This window comes from Saccharomonospora glauca K62, from assembly GCF_000243395.2.
GTDB lineage: Bacteria > Actinomycetota > Actinomycetes > Mycobacteriales > Pseudonocardiaceae > Saccharomonospora > Saccharomonospora glauca.
Genome location: NZ_CM001484.1, coordinates 1,165,568 through 1,182,590, shown reverse-complemented (window position 1 = coordinate 1,182,590; position 17,023 = coordinate 1,165,568). Strand labels below are relative to the sequence as shown.

Here is a 17,023-nt window from a genome sequence, read left to right as displayed (position 1 = left end):
GAACCGCGTCCGCGACCGGGAGGTAGCCGTGCTCCGAGTGGGCTTGTGCCAGGTCACATCCGGTGTCGATCCGAGCGAGAATCTTCGGATGGTGCGCGAGTGGACCGCCTCGGCCGCCGCTCGCGGGGCACGAGTCGTCGTGTTCCCGGAGGCCATGCTGGCGCGTTTCGGGGTGCGGCTGACGTCGGTGGCCGAACCCCTCGACGGCCCCTGGGCTCGCGGGGTGAGGGAGATCGCCGACGAGTTCGGCGTCCTGGTGGTCGCGGGCATGTTCACCCCCGACGGCGAGCGGGTGCGCAACACCCTGCTCATCACCGGGTGCGGCCACCACCTCGGCTACGACAAGATCCACCTGTACGACGCGTTCGGCTTCCGTGAGTCCGACACCGTGGCGCCGGGTGACGAGCCGGTGACCGTCACGGTCGACGACGTGACCCTCGGATTCGCGACCTGCTACGACGTGCGGTTCCCCGAACTGTTCCGGACGCTGGCCGAGGCGGGTGCCGACGCCGTCGTGGTGCCCGCCTCGTGGGGAGCCGGTGAGGGCAAGCGGGAGCAGTGGGAGCTGTTGGTCCGGGCTCGGGCCCTCGACTCGGGCTCCTGGGTGCTCGCCTGTGATCAGGCCGACCCGGCCGCGACGGGCGTCGGCGTACACCCGAAGGCGCCGACCGGTATCGGCTTCTCCACCGTGGCCGACCCGTTCGGCCGGGTCCACGGTCAGCTCGACGCCGCTCCCGAACTGCTGGTGGTCGACATCGACCCCGCGCGGGCCGAGGCGTCCCGCGCGGCCACCGCCGTGCTGGCGAACCGAAGGCCGAAACTCGTCGAACCGCGGTGACGTCGTCACCCACGCGTCGGTCAGGCGGCGCGCAGGTCCATGCCGATGTCGAGAGCCGGGGCCGAGTGCGTGAGCGCCCCCACGGCGAGGTAGTCCACGCCCGTCTCCGCGTAGTCGCGTGCCACCGCCAGGGTCAGTCCGCCGGAGGCCTCCAAGCGCGTCTTCGGCGACAGCTCGGCACGCAACTCCACCGCCCTCCCGCAGTCACGCGGGGACAGATTGTCGAGCAGCACCTCGTCGGCGCCGGCCTCCAGTGCCTCGACCAGCTGCTCCAGGTCGTCGACCTCAACCTCGCAGGGCAGCTCCCCGGCCCGTTCCCTGGCGAGCCGCAGAGCCTCGGTCACCGATCCGGCCGCGACGACGTGGTTGTCCTTGATCAGCACCGCGTCGCCGAGCCCCATGCGGTGGTTGACGCCGCCTCCGCAGCGGACGGCGTACTTCTCCAGCACCCGTAGTCCCGGCAACGTCTTGCGGGAATCCCTGATGGCGCAGCCCGTGCCCGCCACAGCCGCCACCCACTCCGCCGTCACCGTCGCGATCCCGGAGAGGTGACACAGCAGATTCAGCGCCGTGCGTTCGGCCGTCAGCAGGCCACGCACCGGACCCCGGACCACGAGCGCGGGTTCGCCTCGGGAGAGCCTGCTGCCGTCCGGACACCGGGACACCACCTCGTAGTCGTCGCCGAGGACGGCGTCGAAGACCGCCACGGCCACCTCGCCGCCCGCCAGCACTCCCGGCGACCGCGGCGTCAGCTCGGCGACGGCCGTCGCGTTCGCGGGCACCGTCGCCTCGGTGGTGACATCGGGCCCGTATCGCAGGTCCTCCTCCAGCGCCGTGGTGACGACGCGCCGTACCTCGGCGGCCTCCGGTTCGCTCACGCCACGTCCTCCAGGATCGGATCGGTCAACACGGGTTGTCCGGACGGGTTCAGCCGGATGGTCTGGCTGCGCGTCCAGCGCCGGTCGTCGCGTTCGGGGTGGTCGTGCCGCACGTGGCAGCCCCGCGATTCCGTGCGCGCGGTGGCCGCCGCGAGCAGTGCGCGCGCGACGAGCGTGAGCGCCGCGTCCTCCACCGCCTCGACCGTCCACAACGGAATGTCCTGCGTCGAGACGTCGAGGACCGACCCCGCCACCGCCATGCCTTCGGCATCCCGTCCGATGGCCGCGTACCGGCTCATGAGCCGCTGCAACGTCGCCCGCTCGACGACGGGAGCCACCGGTGTCGGGCCCGGCCGCGGCTCGGCCTCGACCCGCTTGTCCGTCGCCAGATCCGCCGCCACAGCCTCGGCCGCGCGGCGTCCCATCACGAGACCTTCCAACAGGCTGTTCGAGGCCAACCGGTTGGCCCCGTGCAGACCGGTGCGTGCCACCTCGCCCACCGCGTAAAGACCGGGGACCTCCGTCCGTCCGTACCGGTCGGTGACCACACCACCGCACGCGAAGTGCGCGGCGGGAACGACCGGGATCGGCTCACGGGTGGGGTCGATACCGGCCTCTGTGCACGCGGCCAGCACCGTGGGGAACCGTTCGGCGAACCCCTCGACCGACGTGGCATCGAGGAAGACGTGGTCGTCGACCCCACCGGGGGCCGAGGCGAGCCTGCGCGTGATCGCGGCCGACACCACGTCGCGCGGGGCGAGATCGCCCAACGGGTGCACGCCCGCCATCACGCGCTCCCCGGCGGCGTCCACCAGTACACCGCCCTCCCCGCGCACCGCTTCCGTCACCAGCGGACGTCGCCCCGTGGCTCCGGGCGTGTAGAGCACGGTGGGATGGAACTGCACGAATTCGAGATCGGCGACGCTCGCCCCCGCCCGCAATGCCAGGGCCAGCCCGTCCCCGGTGGCGAGTTCGGGGTTCGACGTGGCCCGGTAGAGCTGCCCGAACCCGCCCGTGGCCACGAGGACCGCCCGCGCCCGCACGACGCCGGGCGTAGAGTCCGCCGCGGCCAGGACCCGCACCCCGCGCACCGCGCCGGAGTCCGTGGTGAGGGCATCCACGGCGACGTGTCGTTCCAGGACCGGAAGCCCCTTCGCCGCTATCACGAGGCAACGCTGCACCTCGGCGCCCGTGGCGTCGCCCCCGGCATGGATCACCCGGAAGGCACTGTGTCCACCCTCGCGGGTGCGCGCGAGCCGTCCGGAGGAGTCGGTGTCGAAGCGGGCTCCCCGGCTCAGCAGCCATTCCACGGCGGCCGGTCCTCCCTCGACCACGGTGCGTACCGCGTCGACGTCGCACAGTCCCGCTCCGGCGGCGAGGGTGTCGGCCATGTGCGCGGCGAGCGAGTCGCCGTCGTTCTCGGCGTCGTCGAGCACCACGGCGACCCCGCCCTGGGCCCACCGCGTGTTGCCCTCCGGGAGACGCCCTTTCGTCACCACCAGCACCCGCAGCCCGAGTTCGGCGGCTCGCAGGGCCGCCGTCAGCCCGGCGACCCCGCTGCCGACCACCACCACGTCGGCTTCCGCCTCCCACGGAGTTATCGACTGTTGGTCGAAAACTGGCCGCGTCATTCCCCACCGCCGGGGTTGCCGATCTCGACCATTCTTTGCACCGACGCCCGCGCCCCGGCCGCGATCTCCGGATCGACGTCGACCTCGTCGACCCCCTCCCGCAGAGCCCGCAACAGGGCCGCGGGGGTGATCATCTTCATGTACCGGCAGGACGCTCGGTCGTTCACGGCGCGGAAATCGATCTCGGGAGCGGCCTTGCGCAGCTGGTGCAACATCCCCACCTCGGTGGCGACGAGCACCGACCTCGCCTTCGTGGCGCGCGCCGCGGTCAGCATGTCCCCCGTGGACAGGATCTTCACCTTCTCCGGCGCGACGGCGCCCTCTCCCGCCAGGTACAAGGCCGAGGTCGCGCACCCGCACTCCGGGTGGATGAACAGGTCGGCCTCCGGATCGGCCGCCGCGCGTTCCGCGAGTTCGGGGCCGTTGATACCGGCGTGCACGTGGCACTCCCCCGCCCAGACGTGCAGGTTCTCCCTGCCCGTGACCCGCTTGACGTGAGCACCCAGGAACTGGTCGGGACAGAAGAGGATCTCCTTGTCCTCCGGGATCGAGGACACGACGTCCACGGCGTTCGAGGAGGTGCAGCAGATGTCGGTCTCGGCCTTCACCTCCGCCGTGGTGTTCACATAGGACACCACGACCGCGCCGGGGTGTCGCGATTTCCACTCCCGCAACTGCTCGGCCGTGATGGAGTCGGCGAGCGAGCACCCCGCCCGCGCGTCGGGGATGAGCACCGTCTTCTCCGGGGAGAGGATCTTCGCGGTCTCCGCCATGAAGTGGACCCCGCAGAAGACGATGGTGGAGGCGTCACTCGACGCGGCGATCCGGCTCAGCGCCAGCGAGTCGCCGGTGTGGTCGGCGATCTCCTGGATCTCGGGCAGTTGGTAGTTGTGCGCGAGCAGGACCGCGTCACGCTGACGAGCGAGGCTGCGCACCTCCTCGGCCCAGGCCGCGTCAGCCACGACCCCGTCGTACGGAGCGAGCTCGTCCACGTGTGCCGTCATAGTGGCCCTCCGTTAGTTTTCGTCTTATAATCGAAAACCGTGCACTCTCATATTAACAGCAGCGACCCCCTGGCACACGAGGTTCTCGCCGCGGTTCTCCAGGTGCGATACGCCACACCGCCCGGTGCGTCCCCTCGCGATCACGGGCCCGCCTCGCTTCGAGTGCTGTTGTGGCGGCGGGCGCTCGACCCGCACATCGGCCGCTGGTCGCTACCGGGCGGCAGGTTGCGTCCGGACGAGGACGCCGAGACCTCCATTCGTCGGCAACTCGCCGAGAAGGTCGACGTCAAGACCCTGGCTCATGTCGAGCAGTTGAGCGTGTTCAGCGCGCCGGACCGGGTACCGGGCCCGAGAGTCGTGGCCACGGCGTTCCTCGGACTCGTCCCGAGCGACGTCGACCCGGCGGTGCCCGAGGACACCAGGTGGCACGACGTCGAAGAGCTGCCCCGTACCGCGTTCGACCACGCCGACATCGTGTTGGCCGCGCGGGAACGCCTCCGCGCCAAACTCAGCTACACCAACGTGGGCTTCGCGCTCGCGCCACGGGAGTTCACGATCTCGGCGTTGCGTGACCTCTACTCCGCCGCGCTCGGCTACCCGGTCTCGGCCACCAACCTGCAACGGGTCCTCGCGCGACGCGGTGTCCTGGTGCCGACCGGTCGCACGGCCCCGCCCGGTCGTGCGGGCGGACGTCCCGCCGCGCTGTACCGATTCGCCCATCGCGACCTCCGGGTCACCGACGAGTTCGCGGTGTTCCGCCCCCCGGCCTCCACGGCGAGACGGCGAACGCGCGGCGCGGCGGGCAAACCCGTAACGTGACAACGTGACCCACTCGGAAGGACACGACAGCCAGCCGACCGCCCGGACGACCCTGCCTCTCTTTCCGCTGCACACCGTGGCATTGCCCGGCGTGCATCTTCCGTTACACATCTTCGAACCGCGCTATCGGCAGCTCACGATCGACCTCGTGACCGAGGTGGTTCCCGAGCGGCTGTTCGGAGTGGCCGCGATTCGCAACCCCACGATCGACGAGGTCGACGAGCTCGCCCACGTCCACGCCGTCGGGTGCGCGGTGCGGCTACGAGAGGCACGCCGGTTGCCGGACGGACGTTTCGACATCGTCACCACCGGACACCGGCGGTTCCGGCTGCTGGAGCTCGACACCGAGTCCGCCCCGTATCTGCGCGCCACCGTGACGTGGCTCGACGACGAACCACTTCCCGTCGGTTCCGAGGAGACCGTGGCGCGGCTCGCCGACGTGGGCCGCGCCGCGCACCGCCGGTACTGCTCGGTGGCCTGGCAGTCCGGTGGCTGGCAGTCACCACCGCAGGACACCGAACCCGCGCTCCTGGCCTACCTCCTCGCGTCCGACTGTCTCCTGCCCCTCGCGGACAGGCAGGAACTTCTGGAGGAACGAAACCCGCTACGGCGGCTCCGGCTCGCCCACCGGCTGCTGACGCGGGAAGCGACGTTCGTGTCCGAGCTGCGCGCCGTGCCCCCACCACAGCACGAGATACCCGAAACCCTGCTGCGGCCGAATCTGAACTGACGGTTCAGCTCAGGCGCCTGCCGAGGTCGTCGCGCGCGTTCCAGGCCGCGAGCACCCCGTACGCGAACGCCGTCGTGAGCGGCTGCGCGAGCAACGCCCAGTCCGACTCCAGCATGGGCGCGCGTTCCACCACCTGTCCGAGTCGCAACTCGGCGGGCAGCGCGAACCGGGCCTCGGCGAACGCCGACCCCATCCGCATGGCGAGCCACGCGCCCACCAACGAGCCGAGCGTGGCGCCCACGAGCATGACCGGTCCCCGGCGAGCTCGCAGCAACCACACCACCACGCCCACGAGCAGCCCCGCGACCAGGCCGAGCAACAAGAAGATCGCCAGGTCGTCGAACCGGTGCCAGCTTTCCGACGTCAGGGGCGCCATCTGGTGGTCACGCGTGACCACTCGCATGCGCTGAGGTGGAGCGAGCTGAGCCCAGAGCCACCCGAGCGGCAACCCGAGGAGACTGATCAGCGACGCGACGCTGAACGCGGGCAGCAGGTCCGCACGCACCACCACGCGAGGAATCCGTACGGCCGACCGGGTGCGGAGCGCGTGTTCCCGCTCGGCGCCTGCCTGCTCCGACAACTCCCCACCTTCCCGCACGACCCGGTCTTCGCCGTCAGGAGCCTATCCGGTCGGCGTCGAACCCACCGAGGAGGTTTCCCCGTGTCGGCTGCACCGCGCCGTCCATCCACCCGGAGTCACCTGGACCACCATGCGCCGCCCGCACTCGGGGCAGTAGCGCGGCGGTTCCAGCGCCGCGCGCGGAGTCCGGCACCGCTCATGGCCCGCCGAGACCGACAGCCCACCGCAGTGGACGCAGTACGTCGTGTTCACGCCACCTCGCTCACAGACTGTCGCCGAGCGCCTTGATCGGCATTTTCAGATCACTGAGCATGTCGAGGTCCTCCTGTGCCGGACGACCGAGATTCGTCAGGTAGTTGCCGACGATGATCGCGTTGACGCCACCGAGCATGCCCTGCTCGGCACCGAGGTCGCCCAACGTGAGTTCCCGCCCGCCCGCGAAACGCAACATCGTGCGTGGCATGGCGAGCCGGAACGCTGCCACGACCCGCAGCGCGTCCTTGCCCTCCACGACGTCGAACGACTCGTACGGGGTGCCCGGCTGCGGGATGAGGAAGTTGATCGGGACCTCGTGCGGGTCCAGCTCGGCCAGTTGAACCGCGAACTCCGCCCGCTGCTCCAGCGACTCGCCCATGCCGATAATGCCGCCGCAGCAGACCTCCATGCCCGCCTCACGCACCATGCACAGCGTCTCCCAGCGTTCCTCCCACGTGTGCGTGGTGACGACGTTGGGAAAGTGGGAGCGGGCGGTCTCCAGGTTGTGGTTGTAGCGGTGCACCCCCATGTCGACGAGTTCGTCGACCTGGTTCTGCGTCAGCATGCCCAGCGAACACGCGATCCGAATGTCGTTGCCGGACTCGCGAATCGCCTTGATGCCGTCGCGGACCTGCGCCATCAGCCGCGCGTCCGGGCCACGGACGGCCGCGACGATGCAGAACTCGGTGGCTCCGGTGGCCGCGGTCTCCTCCGCCGCCTTCACCAAACCGGGGATGTCGAGCCATGCCGCCCGCACCGGTGTGGGAAATCGGCCGGACTGTGAACAGAAATGGCAGTCCTCGGGGCATCCGCCCGTCTTGACGCTGACGATGCCCTCCACCTCGACCTCGGGACCGCACCAACGCATCCGCACGTCGTGGGCGAGCGAGAGCAGCTCCGGGATGTGCTCGTCGCCGAGGCGCAGCACGTCGAGCACCTGCTCCTGCGCCAACCCGGTGCCTTCCTCCAGCACCTTCCGGCGCGCGGCGGTCAGGATCTCCGCTCCCGTGGCTGCGGCCCTCACGACATCTCCTTCGGCTTGCGGGGTGTGGTCACGAGTCTGACGGACGAGACCGAAGTCGCACAGCGACATACGTCACGTCGCTCATCCTCCCGTCGCGGCCACGGCACGGGTGAACTGATCGGGGTCGAACGTGCCCCCCAACCACGGGGCCAACCCACGGCGAGCCTCGTCGAGGAATTCCTGTCGACTCGCCGACCCCAGTCCCTCCGGCAGCACGCCGAGCAGCGGCGCCCCGGCGGCCACCGGAAGATCGACGGTGTTGCACCGGGCCGCGAGATCCGGCTCCGACGGCCAGGCACCGATCACGACACCGATCACGTCGATCCCCCGCCGAGTGGCGACCTCCGCGGTCAGGGCCGTGGTGTTGAGGGTGCCAAGTCCCGCCTCCGCGACGACGAGTACGGGAGCGCCGAGCGCCCATGCCGCGTCGGCGAGTGTTCCGCCCGAGGAGTCGAAACGGACGAGCAGACCTCCCGCACCCTCCACAAGCACCAGGTCGTGGTCCTCGTGCAGCCGGGACGCGGCGGTGGCCACGTCGACGGGAGTCACCTCCGGCAGGCCACTACGACGTGCGGCGGCCTCGGGGGACAACGGGTCGGGATAGCGACGCAGTTCGCACGTGGTCACGTCACCGGCGAGCCGACGGACGTCGGCGAGGTCGCCCGGCTCTCCCGGCGCGACGCCCGTCTGCACGGGCTTGAGCACGGCGACACTGCGGCCGTCGTCGGCCGCCAGCGCGGCCATGGCCGCCGTCACGACGGTCTTACCGACGCCGGTTCCGGTCCCGGATATCACCAGCACGGTCACGGCAGCGACACTAATACCGAAGCGCGCATCGCGTTTCACCCGGCCTTCACACCGGCGGGTTGGAACACGCCCGTCTCGCCGTCGAGCAAGTAGACCTGAGCCGCGCCGACGTCGAAGTACATTCCGGTCAGCGTGAGTTCGCCCGCACGTTCGGCCTCGGCCACCCGTGGATGGGACCTCAACCGGTCGAGCTGTTCGAGCACGTTGTGCAGCGCGAGCGCGTCGGCCCGGACCGCGGGTGGCTCGTCCCCCAGTTTCACGGGAGCGGCCTCGTCGAAGCGTCGCAGGACGGGTTCCCCGTGCCGCAGCCACTTCCGCAAGGCGGGAAGTCCGGCACCGTCCCCGGTGAGGAGGGCGTGCATCGCGCCGCACGAGGAATGTCCACAGACCACGATCTCCCGGACTTTCAACACGACGACGGCGTATTCGACGGCCGCGCCCACGGACGAGTCCGCGTCGGTGTCCCTCTCCCAGTCCATCGGCACGAAATTGCCGATGTTGCGCGCGGTGAAGAGATCACCGGGGCCACTCGTGGTGATCACGTTCGGCACGATCCGCGCGTCGCTGCACGTGATGAACAACGTGTGGGGAGACTGCCCCGAGGCCAACCGCATCAGCGTCTCCCTCATCAAGGGCGCGGTACGCCATTGGAACTCCGACGTACCCCGTTGCAGCGGGCGAGGTCGTTGCTCGGGAATGGCCACCCCCTGTTCCTGCGCCATCCACTCCGACCACGGGGCGAGCCAACGAGGCGGCACACGAGTGGCCTCTTGACGGCGCACGGTGGGCGAGCGCGACCGGCCGTTGCCGTACCACGGGTGGCCGATCTCGTCGACCACCACGGTGCCTCCCGCCCGCTCGTAGCCATGCTGCCACTCGGACAGGCACTCGAACGCGGCGTGATCGAGGTAGTCGACGACGAGTTCGAGCCGCACCGTACGTTCCGGGGGAATCGCACCGAGCACTGTCGACAATCGCGGCACCGACAGAAACGTCAGCACTCCCTCGACGACGACACGGTACTGGTCGTCGCGGCCGAGCACGTGGATACCGGACCACATCGTGCGGCGCAGCATGAACGCCAGTGACAGCACGACGCCGAGGAGCACGCCGGTGAGCAGGTCGACCACCACGACGCCGAGCAGCGTGGCGACGTACAGCGGAAGGTCACCGTGCCCGCGCACCGTGCGAATCGTGCGGACGTTCACCAGCTTCGCCCCGACATAGGTCAGCAGACCCGCGAGCGCGGCGAGGGGGATGCTGCGAATGAGCCCGGCCAACGCCACCGTGAACAGCAGCACCCAAACACCGTGCAGGATCGCCGACGCACGGGTACGGGCGCCAGCCGCGACGTTGGCCGAGCTTCGCACGATCACCCCGGTGATCGGGAGGCCTCCGAGGGAACCGGAGGCGATGTTCGCCACGCCCTGGCCGACGAGTTCCCGGTTGAGGTTCGTGCGGGAACCACCGTGCAGGCGGTCGACGGCGACGGCCGACAACAGGGTCTCGACACTGGCGATGAGCGCGATCGTGACCACCGCGAGGCCGAAGTCGAACCACCCCGCCGAGGGCAGTTCGGGCAGGAAGCCGAGATCGAGCAGGTCGCTCGGCAGGTCGACTCGTTCCACCGACACGCCGGCGAGCAGCGAGCCGACGGTGACGAGCGTGACGGCCGCCAACGGAGCGGGAACGCGCGTGACCGGGCGGGGCAGGCGTGGCCACAGCAGGAGCACCGCGATCGTGGCGAGCCCGACGAGGGCGGCCGCGTCGTGGTGCCCGACGAGTTGCCCCGGAAGCTCCGCCAGGTTGGCCAGGGCCGAACTCTGCGGGGCCCCACCGAGGATGACGTGAAGCTGACCGAGCACGAGCGTGACCCCGATGCCCGCGAGCATGCCGTGCACGATAGCGGGCGCGATGGCCAGCGCCGCGCGCGCCACCCGGCTCAGTCCGAGCAGGATCTGGAGCACCCCGGCGCACGCCGTGACGGCGCACGTGACCGTCCAGCCGAACTCGTCGATGGTCTCCGCCAGCACCACCGTGAGGCCCGCGGCGGGCCCGCTCACCTGGAGTCGAGAACCTCCGAGCGCGCCGGCCACGACTCCGCCGACGACCGCGGCGACGACACCGGCCACGATCGGCGCTCCCGAGGCAAGCGCGATGCCCAACGACAGCGGAACGGCCACGAGGAAGACGACCAGCGAGGCGGGAACGTCGTGTCGCAGCACGGTCTTCCACCACACTCCACTTCGGACCGTGACGCCGACGCGATCGTCGGACGGTGGGGTGCCGGTCATGGTCTCTCTCCCGATTTCGTGAGATTGGCCGCGGGCACCAGGTAACAGCAGATCGACCGAAATGTCCGCTATCGGGAAAGGTTTTCATGTTGCAGAAGAGGTGTCACCGTCACGAAGGGAACATGCTTCCGCGACACTCGTCGTAGCGGAGTGATACGTCTCTCACTCCATACGCGACGCTATTCGCGATCGTCATTTCTCTTCGTGACGATCTACATCCGATCACACACGTATCCGACTCGATCGAGTGTTTTCCGGGCGCAGACTCCACCCAGCGTGCGAACGGTACCGTTCGCACCTTCCGGTCAGGCCACCTTCGCGGTGTCCACCATCGCCTCGGTCACGAGCTCCAAGTCCGCGTCCGACGTGATGTACGGCGGCATCGTGTAGATCAGGTCGCGGAACGGCCGCAGCCACACCCCCCGTGAGGTCAACTCCTCGGTCGCCACCGCCAGGTCGACGGCATGGTCGAGCTGCAGCACACCGATGGCGCCGAGCACCCGGACGTCCACGACACCCGGCACGGCCGCCGCGGGGGCGAGGCCCTCCCGCAGCTTGCGTTCCACCCGCCGTACCTCGTCGCGCCACGTGCCCTCGCTCAGCAGATCGAGCGACGCGTTGGCGACGGCCGCTGCGAGCGGATTACCCATGAACGTCGGCCCGTGGGCCAACACCGGCACCTCGCCACGGGAGATGCCGTCGGCGACCCGCCGCGTGCACAACGTCGCCGCCATCGTGAGGTAGCCACCGGTCAACGCCTTGCCCACGCAGAGCACGTCGGGAGCGACACCGGCGTGGTCCGCGGCGAACAACGCGCCGGTGCGCCCGAACCCCGTGGCGATCTCGTCGAACACCAGCAGTACGTCGTGTTCCCTCGTGACCTCGCGCAGCACCCGCAGGTAGGCGGGATTGTGGAACCGCATGCCACCGGCGCCCTGCACGACCGGTTCCACCACCACCGCGGCGAGCTCGTCGGCGTGTTCCTCCACCGCTCGCACCAAGGTGTCCACGTAGGACTCGTCGACCGGAGTCCCGAACCCCGACGGCGGGGTGGGTACGAAGAGCTGCTCCGGCAACACCCCGCGCCACAACGCGTGCATTCCTCCCTCGGGGTCGCACACGCTCATGGGGTGGAACGTGTCGCCGTGGTACCCGCCGCGCCAGGTAAGCATCCGGACCTTGTCCCTCCGCCCGAGCGAACGCCAGTACTGCAGGCACATCTTGAGCGCCACCTCGACCGACACCGAGCCCGAGTCGCACAGGAACACGTGCTCCAGACCCTCGGGGGTGAGGTCCACGAGCGTGGTCGCGAGCCTGATCGCGGGCTCGTGCGTCAGACCTCCGAACATGACGTGGCTCATCCTGGAGGCCTGCTCGGCCAGCGCCGCGTCCAGGACGGGATTGCGGTAGCCGTGGATGGCGGCCCACCACGACGACATCCCGTCGACCAGCTCCCTGCCGTCGGCCAGTCGCAACCGCACGCCGGACGCCTCCTCCACCAGCAACGGCGGCACGGTCGCGGGCATCGGACCGTACGGATGCCACACGTGGGCGGCATCGAGGCGCAGCAGTTCGCGGATCGCGGGCTCGGACGTCATGCCGGGCACTCTACGACGCGCCGGATACCGTGGTGCCATGTCGACCAGCGCCCGCTACCGACCCATCACGGTCGAACGTCTGGTGTCCGAACTCGCCGACCGGGTCGCCGACCTCGCGGCACACAGGCGGTGGAGTCGCGTGCTGATTGACGGCGCCGACACCGCGACGGACACCGAGGCCCTGGCCGACGCGCTCGTCGACCCGCTGCGAGTGCGCGGTCACGAGGTGCTGCGCGTGTCGGCCCGTGACTTCCTGCGCCCGGCCTCGTTGCGGTTCGAACGCGGCAGGCACGACCCCGACGTGCGCTACGAGGACTGGTTGGACGTCGCCGCCCTTCGCCGCGAGGTGCTCGGACCGCTGGAGGAGTCGGGCGCCGGTGAGGTGCTGCCCGCTCTGTGGGACACCACCCGCGACCGCGCCTTCCGCCTGTCCCGCACCCGGCTGCCCGACGGCGGTGTCGTGGTGCTCGACGGCGAACTGCTGCTCGGACGGGGGCTTCCCGCCGAACTCGCCGTGCACCTGTGGCTCTCCCCCGCCGCGCTGCGGCGGCGGCTCCCCGAGGACGTGAAGTGGGCACTCCCCGCCTACGCCCGCTACGACGCCGAGGTGCGACCCGCGGAACTCGCGGACGTCGTGGTGCGGATGGACAATCCCGAACACCCCGCGCTGCGGGAGGGCTGACCCGTCGGCCGGGTCAGCTCGACGACCGCCCACCGTGGCGGGGGCGCAGCTCCGCGGCCCTGCCGAGGGAACGACGTCCGGCCAGCAGGTCGGAGAGCCTCTCCGCCAGGACGTCCCAGCGCCAGTGCTCGCTGACCCACTGCCTGCCCGCCTCGCCCATCCGCCGGGCGCGGACCGGGTCGGCGAGCAGCGAGGCAAGAGTCTCGACGAGCTGGGTTTCCTGCCTGCCGTCGACGATGTGTCCGGTGACCTCGTCCAGCACCGTCTCCGGGGCACCACCGGAGTTGCCCGCGACGACCGGCAGGCCCGTCGCCGACGCCTCCAGGTAGACGATGCCCAGTCCCTCCACGTCGAGGCCCTTGCCGCGGGTGCGTGCCGGCATGGCGAACACGTCACCGACCGTGTAGTGGGCGGGCAGCTCCTCCCACGGCACCGAACCGGTGAAGACCACGTGATCGGATACCCCGCAGTGCGCCGCGAGTTCGGTGAGCTTCTTGCGGTAGGGACCGCCGCCGACGAGGAGCAACGCCGCGTCGGGGACCCGACGCCGGAGTTCGGGAAGAACCCGCACCAGCATGTCCTGGCCCTTGCGAGGCACCAACCTCGACACGCACACCACCGTGGGCCGGTCGGCCAGTCCGTAGCGCTTCCGCAGCTCGGCCCGCGCGGCGTCGTCGGGACGGAACACCTGAGGGTCCACTCCGGACGGTAGGTGCTCCAGTCCCGCCGCGGGACCGAACGCCGAGGCGAACCGGCGCCGGGTGTAGTGGCTGACGAACGTGAGCACGTCGGTGGTGTTGCCGATACGGCGCAACGCCTGGCGAGCCACCGGAAGCATCGACCACCCGACCTCGTGTCCGTGCGTGGAGGCGATCACGCGATTCGCGCCCGCCCGACGCAGCGGCTCGGCGAGCAGGGCCAACGGGGCGGCGGCACCGAACCAGACGGTCTCGCAGTGCCGGGAACGCAAAAGCTGCGTGGCCCGCCGTAGCACGTCGGGGGTGGGAAGCATGAGCGACGTGGGATGCCGCACCACCTCGAACGGCTGGTCGGCGTCGAACCGGGTGTGCGAACCCGATTCCCGTTCCCACGCCGGGGCGTAGACCACCAGCTCGTCCGAGGGCAGTCGGGTGGCCAACGCGTGCAGATACGACTGAATGCCCCCCGGCCGGGGCGGGAAGTCGTTCGTCACCAGCAACGTGCGAGGCATGGTGCGAGACTATCCCGCCCCGGTGGAGGGCCGACGCGGTGCCGGTCTCAGGCGACTCGGCGGGCGCCGCTGTACTCGGCCTGGATCGGCGCGACCTTGACCACGTCGCCCGTGTTGGGCGCGTGGACCATCATGCCGTTACCGATGTACATGCCGACGTGGTACACGGGCGACCCGAAGAACACCAGGTCACCCGGCTGCAGCTGCGCCCTCGGGACCGGCGTCCCGAAGGTCGACTGCGCGCCGCTGGTGCGCGGAATGCTGATGCCCGCCTGGGCGTAGGCCCACTGGGTCAGCCCCGAGCAGTCGTAGCTGTCCGGGCCGGTGTCACCCCACCCGTAGGGCTTGCCACGCTGGCTCAGCGCGGCGTCGACCGCCTTCTGAGCCGCGGGGCCCGGAGCCTTGACGTTTCCCGGATCGGGGCCGATGTCCTGCTGCTGCGCCTTGTCGGAGTCGCTCAGCAGGCCGTACTGGGCCGCCAGTTCCTCCTTCTGCGCCTCCAGCTTCTCCTTGCGGTCCTTCAGATCCGCAGCGATCTTGGCGGCCTTGTCCTTGGCCTCCTTGGCCTTCTGCTGGGCAGCGGCTGCCTCGTTGCGGCTGCCCTCCGCCTTCTGGACGGCGTTTCGGAGCGCCTGCAGCGCCCGGTTCTGATCCCGCGCGAGGAGGTCGATGGCCGAGGAACGGTCGAGGAACTCCTGCGGGGAGTCGACCGTGAGCAGCGCGGACAGCTTGCTCAACTGCGCACCACTCGTGAAGGACGCACCCGCGAACTTGTCGACCTCCTTCCGGAAGATCTCCTCGTCCTTGCGTGCCCCCGCCTCGGCCTTCTTGGCCTTCTCCAGAGACTTGGTGAGCTTGTCGAGCTCCTTCTCCTTCTTCTCAAGCTCCTCCTGGGCGGAGAGGTACTCCTCGTTGAGCTTCTGCGCCTTGTCGGCGAGCTCCCGGTACTTCTCCAGTGCCTCCGAGGTGCTCTGAGGTTGTTGCGGGGCGGGGACCGCGGGTAATGCCGTCGCCGGCGTCTGGGTGAAGGTGACGACCGCGATCACGGCGCACGCCGCCAGCGCTCCCGACACCACACGTCTCACGGGATGCGACTGCACGTCGCGTGTGTCTCCTTTGCTCTCCGGCCGCCCGCCGGGTAACCGCGACAACGTGGACACCCGCAGGCCGAAGAACATCGCGATGCTGGTTTTCGACAGGCGGAAGCGACATTGTCGCGTCGTATCCGGCGCAGCTCCCCGACAAGCTGTTTCGGCGGCGATCTCGCGTCGCCGACCCCTGTGGAACGGCTGCCTGGCGCGAGATCTCGGCCAGATTACGAAGCGAGATCGCGGAAGTCCACCAACCCAGCGAAGGGAATCGGTAACCGTGCGTGTGGCGGCGCCCGGACCTGCGCTTTGCCGTCAGATGTGACTAGGACAACAAGGAGACACTCTCAGGCTTGAGACCGTTCACCTGATCGGATGGACCGCTCACCGAAAAGGCTTGGCGCAGAGTGATCACTCGGGGTTCACCGGAAGGCTCCCCCGAGACCGGAAAACCGACCCGGAGCAACTCACGCCGCCGCGTGACGCAACTCCGGTACCATTCCCGCGGCCGCGAGGAGTGAAATGGCGCGAAGTTCCTCGGAACTCCACCGCAGTGGGTCGGGCGCGTCGACCACCACACTGACCACGCAGTTCGCGCAATCGCGATTCCGGAACAGACACCGATCGCAGTCGATGGTCACCGTGGTCGAATCCCGCTCGGTTTCGCCGACGGTGTTGCGAGTTCGTTCGACCTCGTTCATGCGGAAAACGATACGAACCCCCTCCGACAATTTCCGTTCAGCGACCCACGTACTCCCAGTGCCACGGCTCTTCCCGCGGGCTGCCCTCACGTGCCCAGGAAGGATGTATCCAACCGAAATCGGGAGCGTGGGCACGCATCCAGCGATGTTCCTCAGTACCGAACCGCTCCACACCACCGCAGAGGTCCACCGCCAGGCCCCAGCCGTGGTTACTCGTTCCCGGTGTCGCCGACAACTCCGGTTTACGTCGGTACAGATCCAGCTGCATCTCCAGGGTCCGGTAGGAATCCGTCAGACACAACGACTCGCCGAGTTCGTCGGCGTAAGCCTCGGAAAGCGCCGCGAAATCGCGGGCGGCGTCACAACGCAATGCGTGCGGCTTCTCGTCGAGTTCGCACAACACCCCGCTGGGAATGAGTCCGTTGGGATAGCCCGCCCAGCCACGTTGGGCGGGCCCGCTCGCTCCGGTGCCGCCGGAGGGCTGAATGCCCCCGCAACGCCAGGACGGCGAGTCCTCCCCCTCCGGGACCGGCCGCGCGGGACGAGGCCCCAGGCTCGGCCGCACCACACCGAGCACCGCGTCCCGTCCGGGCAGGGCGGCCACCACCACGGCCGCCGCCCGTGCGTCCGCCGTCACCATCACGTCCTCGCCCACGACGATGCCGATCGACTGGATGCCGTACCTCCGCGAGCCGACGACCACCAGGTCGCCGGGGACCGCATCCTCGTACGCGACCTCCCGCCCGGTGGCCCACTGCCCGGCCGCCGACTCCGCGACCTCGAAGCCCACCCGCCGGTACAGCGTGTGGACGAGCCCGTCGCACGAGAACGCGTCGGGGCCGCCGCCGTCGTCGGCATACGGGGCCCCCACGGCGTCGAGGGCC

17 protein-coding genes are annotated in these 17,023 nt (G+C 69.8%); 4 read left to right on the top strand and 13 right to left on the bottom strand.

The window, feature by feature from the left end:
* Positions 1-28: 28 nt before the first annotated feature.
* Positions 29-838 carry a carbon-nitrogen hydrolase family protein gene (locus tag SACGLDRAFT_RS05665; protein ID WP_005462568.1) on the top strand — a complete coding sequence of 270 codons (810 nt, stop codon included), beginning with the start codon at positions 29-31 and terminating at the stop codon, positions 836-838.
* Positions 839-858: 20 nt separating this feature from the next.
* Here SACGLDRAFT_RS05665 and nadC read toward each other — a convergent pair whose 3' ends face one another.
* Genes nadC through nadA form a run of 3 tightly spaced genes read right to left on the bottom strand, consistent with a single transcriptional unit; the run spans position 859 to position 4,351 of the window.
* Positions 859-1,716: a carboxylating nicotinate-nucleotide diphosphorylase gene (gene nadC, locus SACGLDRAFT_RS05660; RefSeq protein ID WP_005462567.1), complete on the bottom strand. Its 858-nt coding sequence runs from the start codon at positions 1,714-1,716 to the stop codon at positions 859-861.
* Positions 1,713-3,347, bottom strand: coding sequence for an L-aspartate oxidase (locus SACGLDRAFT_RS05655; protein ID WP_005462560.1), 1,635 nt, complete (start codon positions 3,345-3,347; stop codon positions 1,713-1,715). The genes nadC and SACGLDRAFT_RS05655 overlap by 4 nt, the downstream gene beginning before the upstream one ends.
* Positions 3,344-4,351 carry a quinolinate synthase NadA gene (gene nadA / locus SACGLDRAFT_RS05650; RefSeq protein ID WP_005462558.1) on the bottom strand — a complete coding sequence of 336 codons (1,008 nt, stop codon included), beginning with the start codon at positions 4,349-4,351 and terminating at the stop codon, positions 3,344-3,346. The genes SACGLDRAFT_RS05655 and nadA overlap by 4 nt, the downstream gene beginning before the upstream one ends.
* 39 nt (positions 4,352-4,390) lie before the next feature.
* Here nadA and SACGLDRAFT_RS05645 point away from each other — a divergent pair, with 39 nt between their 5' ends.
* Together SACGLDRAFT_RS05645 and SACGLDRAFT_RS05640 are read left to right on the top strand one after the other, a co-directional pair.
* Positions 4,391-5,170 (top strand): NUDIX hydrolase, encoded by a 780-nt coding sequence (locus SACGLDRAFT_RS05645; protein WP_005462556.1) that lies wholly within the window; start codon positions 4,391-4,393, stop codon positions 5,168-5,170.
* A 4-nt stretch (positions 5,171-5,174) separates the two neighbouring features.
* Entirely contained in the window at positions 5,175-5,900 is a 726-nt protein-coding gene (locus SACGLDRAFT_RS05640; RefSeq protein ID WP_005462553.1) for an LON peptidase substrate-binding domain-containing protein, read from the top strand.
* A gap of 4 nt (positions 5,901-5,904) precedes the next feature.
* Here the strand turns inward: SACGLDRAFT_RS05640 and SACGLDRAFT_RS05635 are convergent, their stop codons facing one another.
* The 6 genes from SACGLDRAFT_RS05635 to SACGLDRAFT_RS05615 form a co-directional block, all read right to left on the bottom strand.
* Positions 5,905-6,480, bottom strand: coding sequence for a DUF2567 domain-containing protein (locus SACGLDRAFT_RS05635; RefSeq protein WP_005462551.1), 576 nt, complete (start codon positions 6,478-6,480; stop codon positions 5,905-5,907).
* 42 nt (positions 6,481-6,522) lie between these two features.
* On the bottom strand, positions 6,523-6,732 hold the full coding sequence (bsaP, locus tag SACGLDRAFT_RS22635) for a biotin synthase auxiliary protein BsaP (protein ID WP_005462549.1): 210 nt from the start codon (positions 6,730-6,732) through the stop codon (positions 6,523-6,525).
* 10 nt (positions 6,733-6,742) lie between these two features.
* Positions 6,743-7,759, bottom strand: a complete 1,017-nt coding sequence (gene bioB / locus SACGLDRAFT_RS05630; protein WP_005462547.1) for a biotin synthase BioB — start codon at positions 7,757-7,759, stop codon at positions 6,743-6,745.
* Between the two features lie 81 nt (positions 7,760-7,840).
* Positions 7,841-8,566 carry a dethiobiotin synthase gene (gene bioD, locus SACGLDRAFT_RS05625; RefSeq protein WP_040918620.1) on the bottom strand — a complete coding sequence of 242 codons (726 nt, stop codon included), beginning with the start codon at positions 8,564-8,566 and terminating at the stop codon, positions 7,841-7,843.
* Positions 8,567-8,601: 35 nt separating this feature from the next.
* A complete protein-coding gene (locus SACGLDRAFT_RS05620; protein ID WP_005462543.1) occupies positions 8,602-10,860 on the bottom strand; it encodes a SulP family inorganic anion transporter in 2,259 nt (752 codons plus the stop codon).
* A gap of 305 nt (positions 10,861-11,165) precedes the next feature.
* The gene (locus SACGLDRAFT_RS05615; protein ID WP_005462541.1) at positions 11,166-12,458 is read right to left on the bottom strand and encodes an adenosylmethionine--8-amino-7-oxononanoate transaminase; all 1,293 of its coding nucleotides are present in this window, start codon (positions 12,456-12,458) and stop codon (positions 11,166-11,168) included.
* A gap of 37 nt (positions 12,459-12,495) precedes the next feature.
* On the opposite strand from SACGLDRAFT_RS05615, the gene SACGLDRAFT_RS05610 reads away from it, so the two are divergent.
* On the top strand, positions 12,496-13,140 hold the full coding sequence (locus tag SACGLDRAFT_RS05610; RefSeq protein ID WP_005462539.1) for a nucleoside/nucleotide kinase family protein: 645 nt from the start codon (positions 12,496-12,498) through the stop codon (positions 13,138-13,140).
* A 13-nt stretch (positions 13,141-13,153) separates the two neighbouring features.
* Here the strand turns inward: SACGLDRAFT_RS05610 and SACGLDRAFT_RS05605 are convergent, their stop codons facing one another.
* The 4 genes from SACGLDRAFT_RS05605 to SACGLDRAFT_RS21795 all read right to left on the bottom strand — a co-directional run.
* On the bottom strand, positions 13,154-14,350 hold the full coding sequence (locus tag SACGLDRAFT_RS05605; RefSeq protein ID WP_005462537.1) for a glycosyltransferase family 4 protein: 1,197 nt from the start codon (positions 14,348-14,350) through the stop codon (positions 13,154-13,156).
* A 47-nt stretch (positions 14,351-14,397) separates the two neighbouring features.
* A complete protein-coding gene (locus SACGLDRAFT_RS05600; protein WP_005462535.1) occupies positions 14,398-15,528 on the bottom strand; it encodes a C40 family peptidase in 1,131 nt (376 codons plus the stop codon).
* Positions 15,529-15,905: 377 nt separating this feature from the next.
* Positions 15,906-16,139 (bottom strand): hypothetical protein, encoded by a 234-nt coding sequence (locus tag SACGLDRAFT_RS05595; protein ID WP_005462533.1) that lies wholly within the window; start codon positions 16,137-16,139, stop codon positions 15,906-15,908.
* Positions 16,140-16,176: 37 nt separating this feature from the next.
* Positions 16,177-17,023: M15 family metallopeptidase (locus SACGLDRAFT_RS21795; protein ID WP_005462531.1), on the bottom strand; the 847-nt coding region annotated here is incomplete at its 5' end.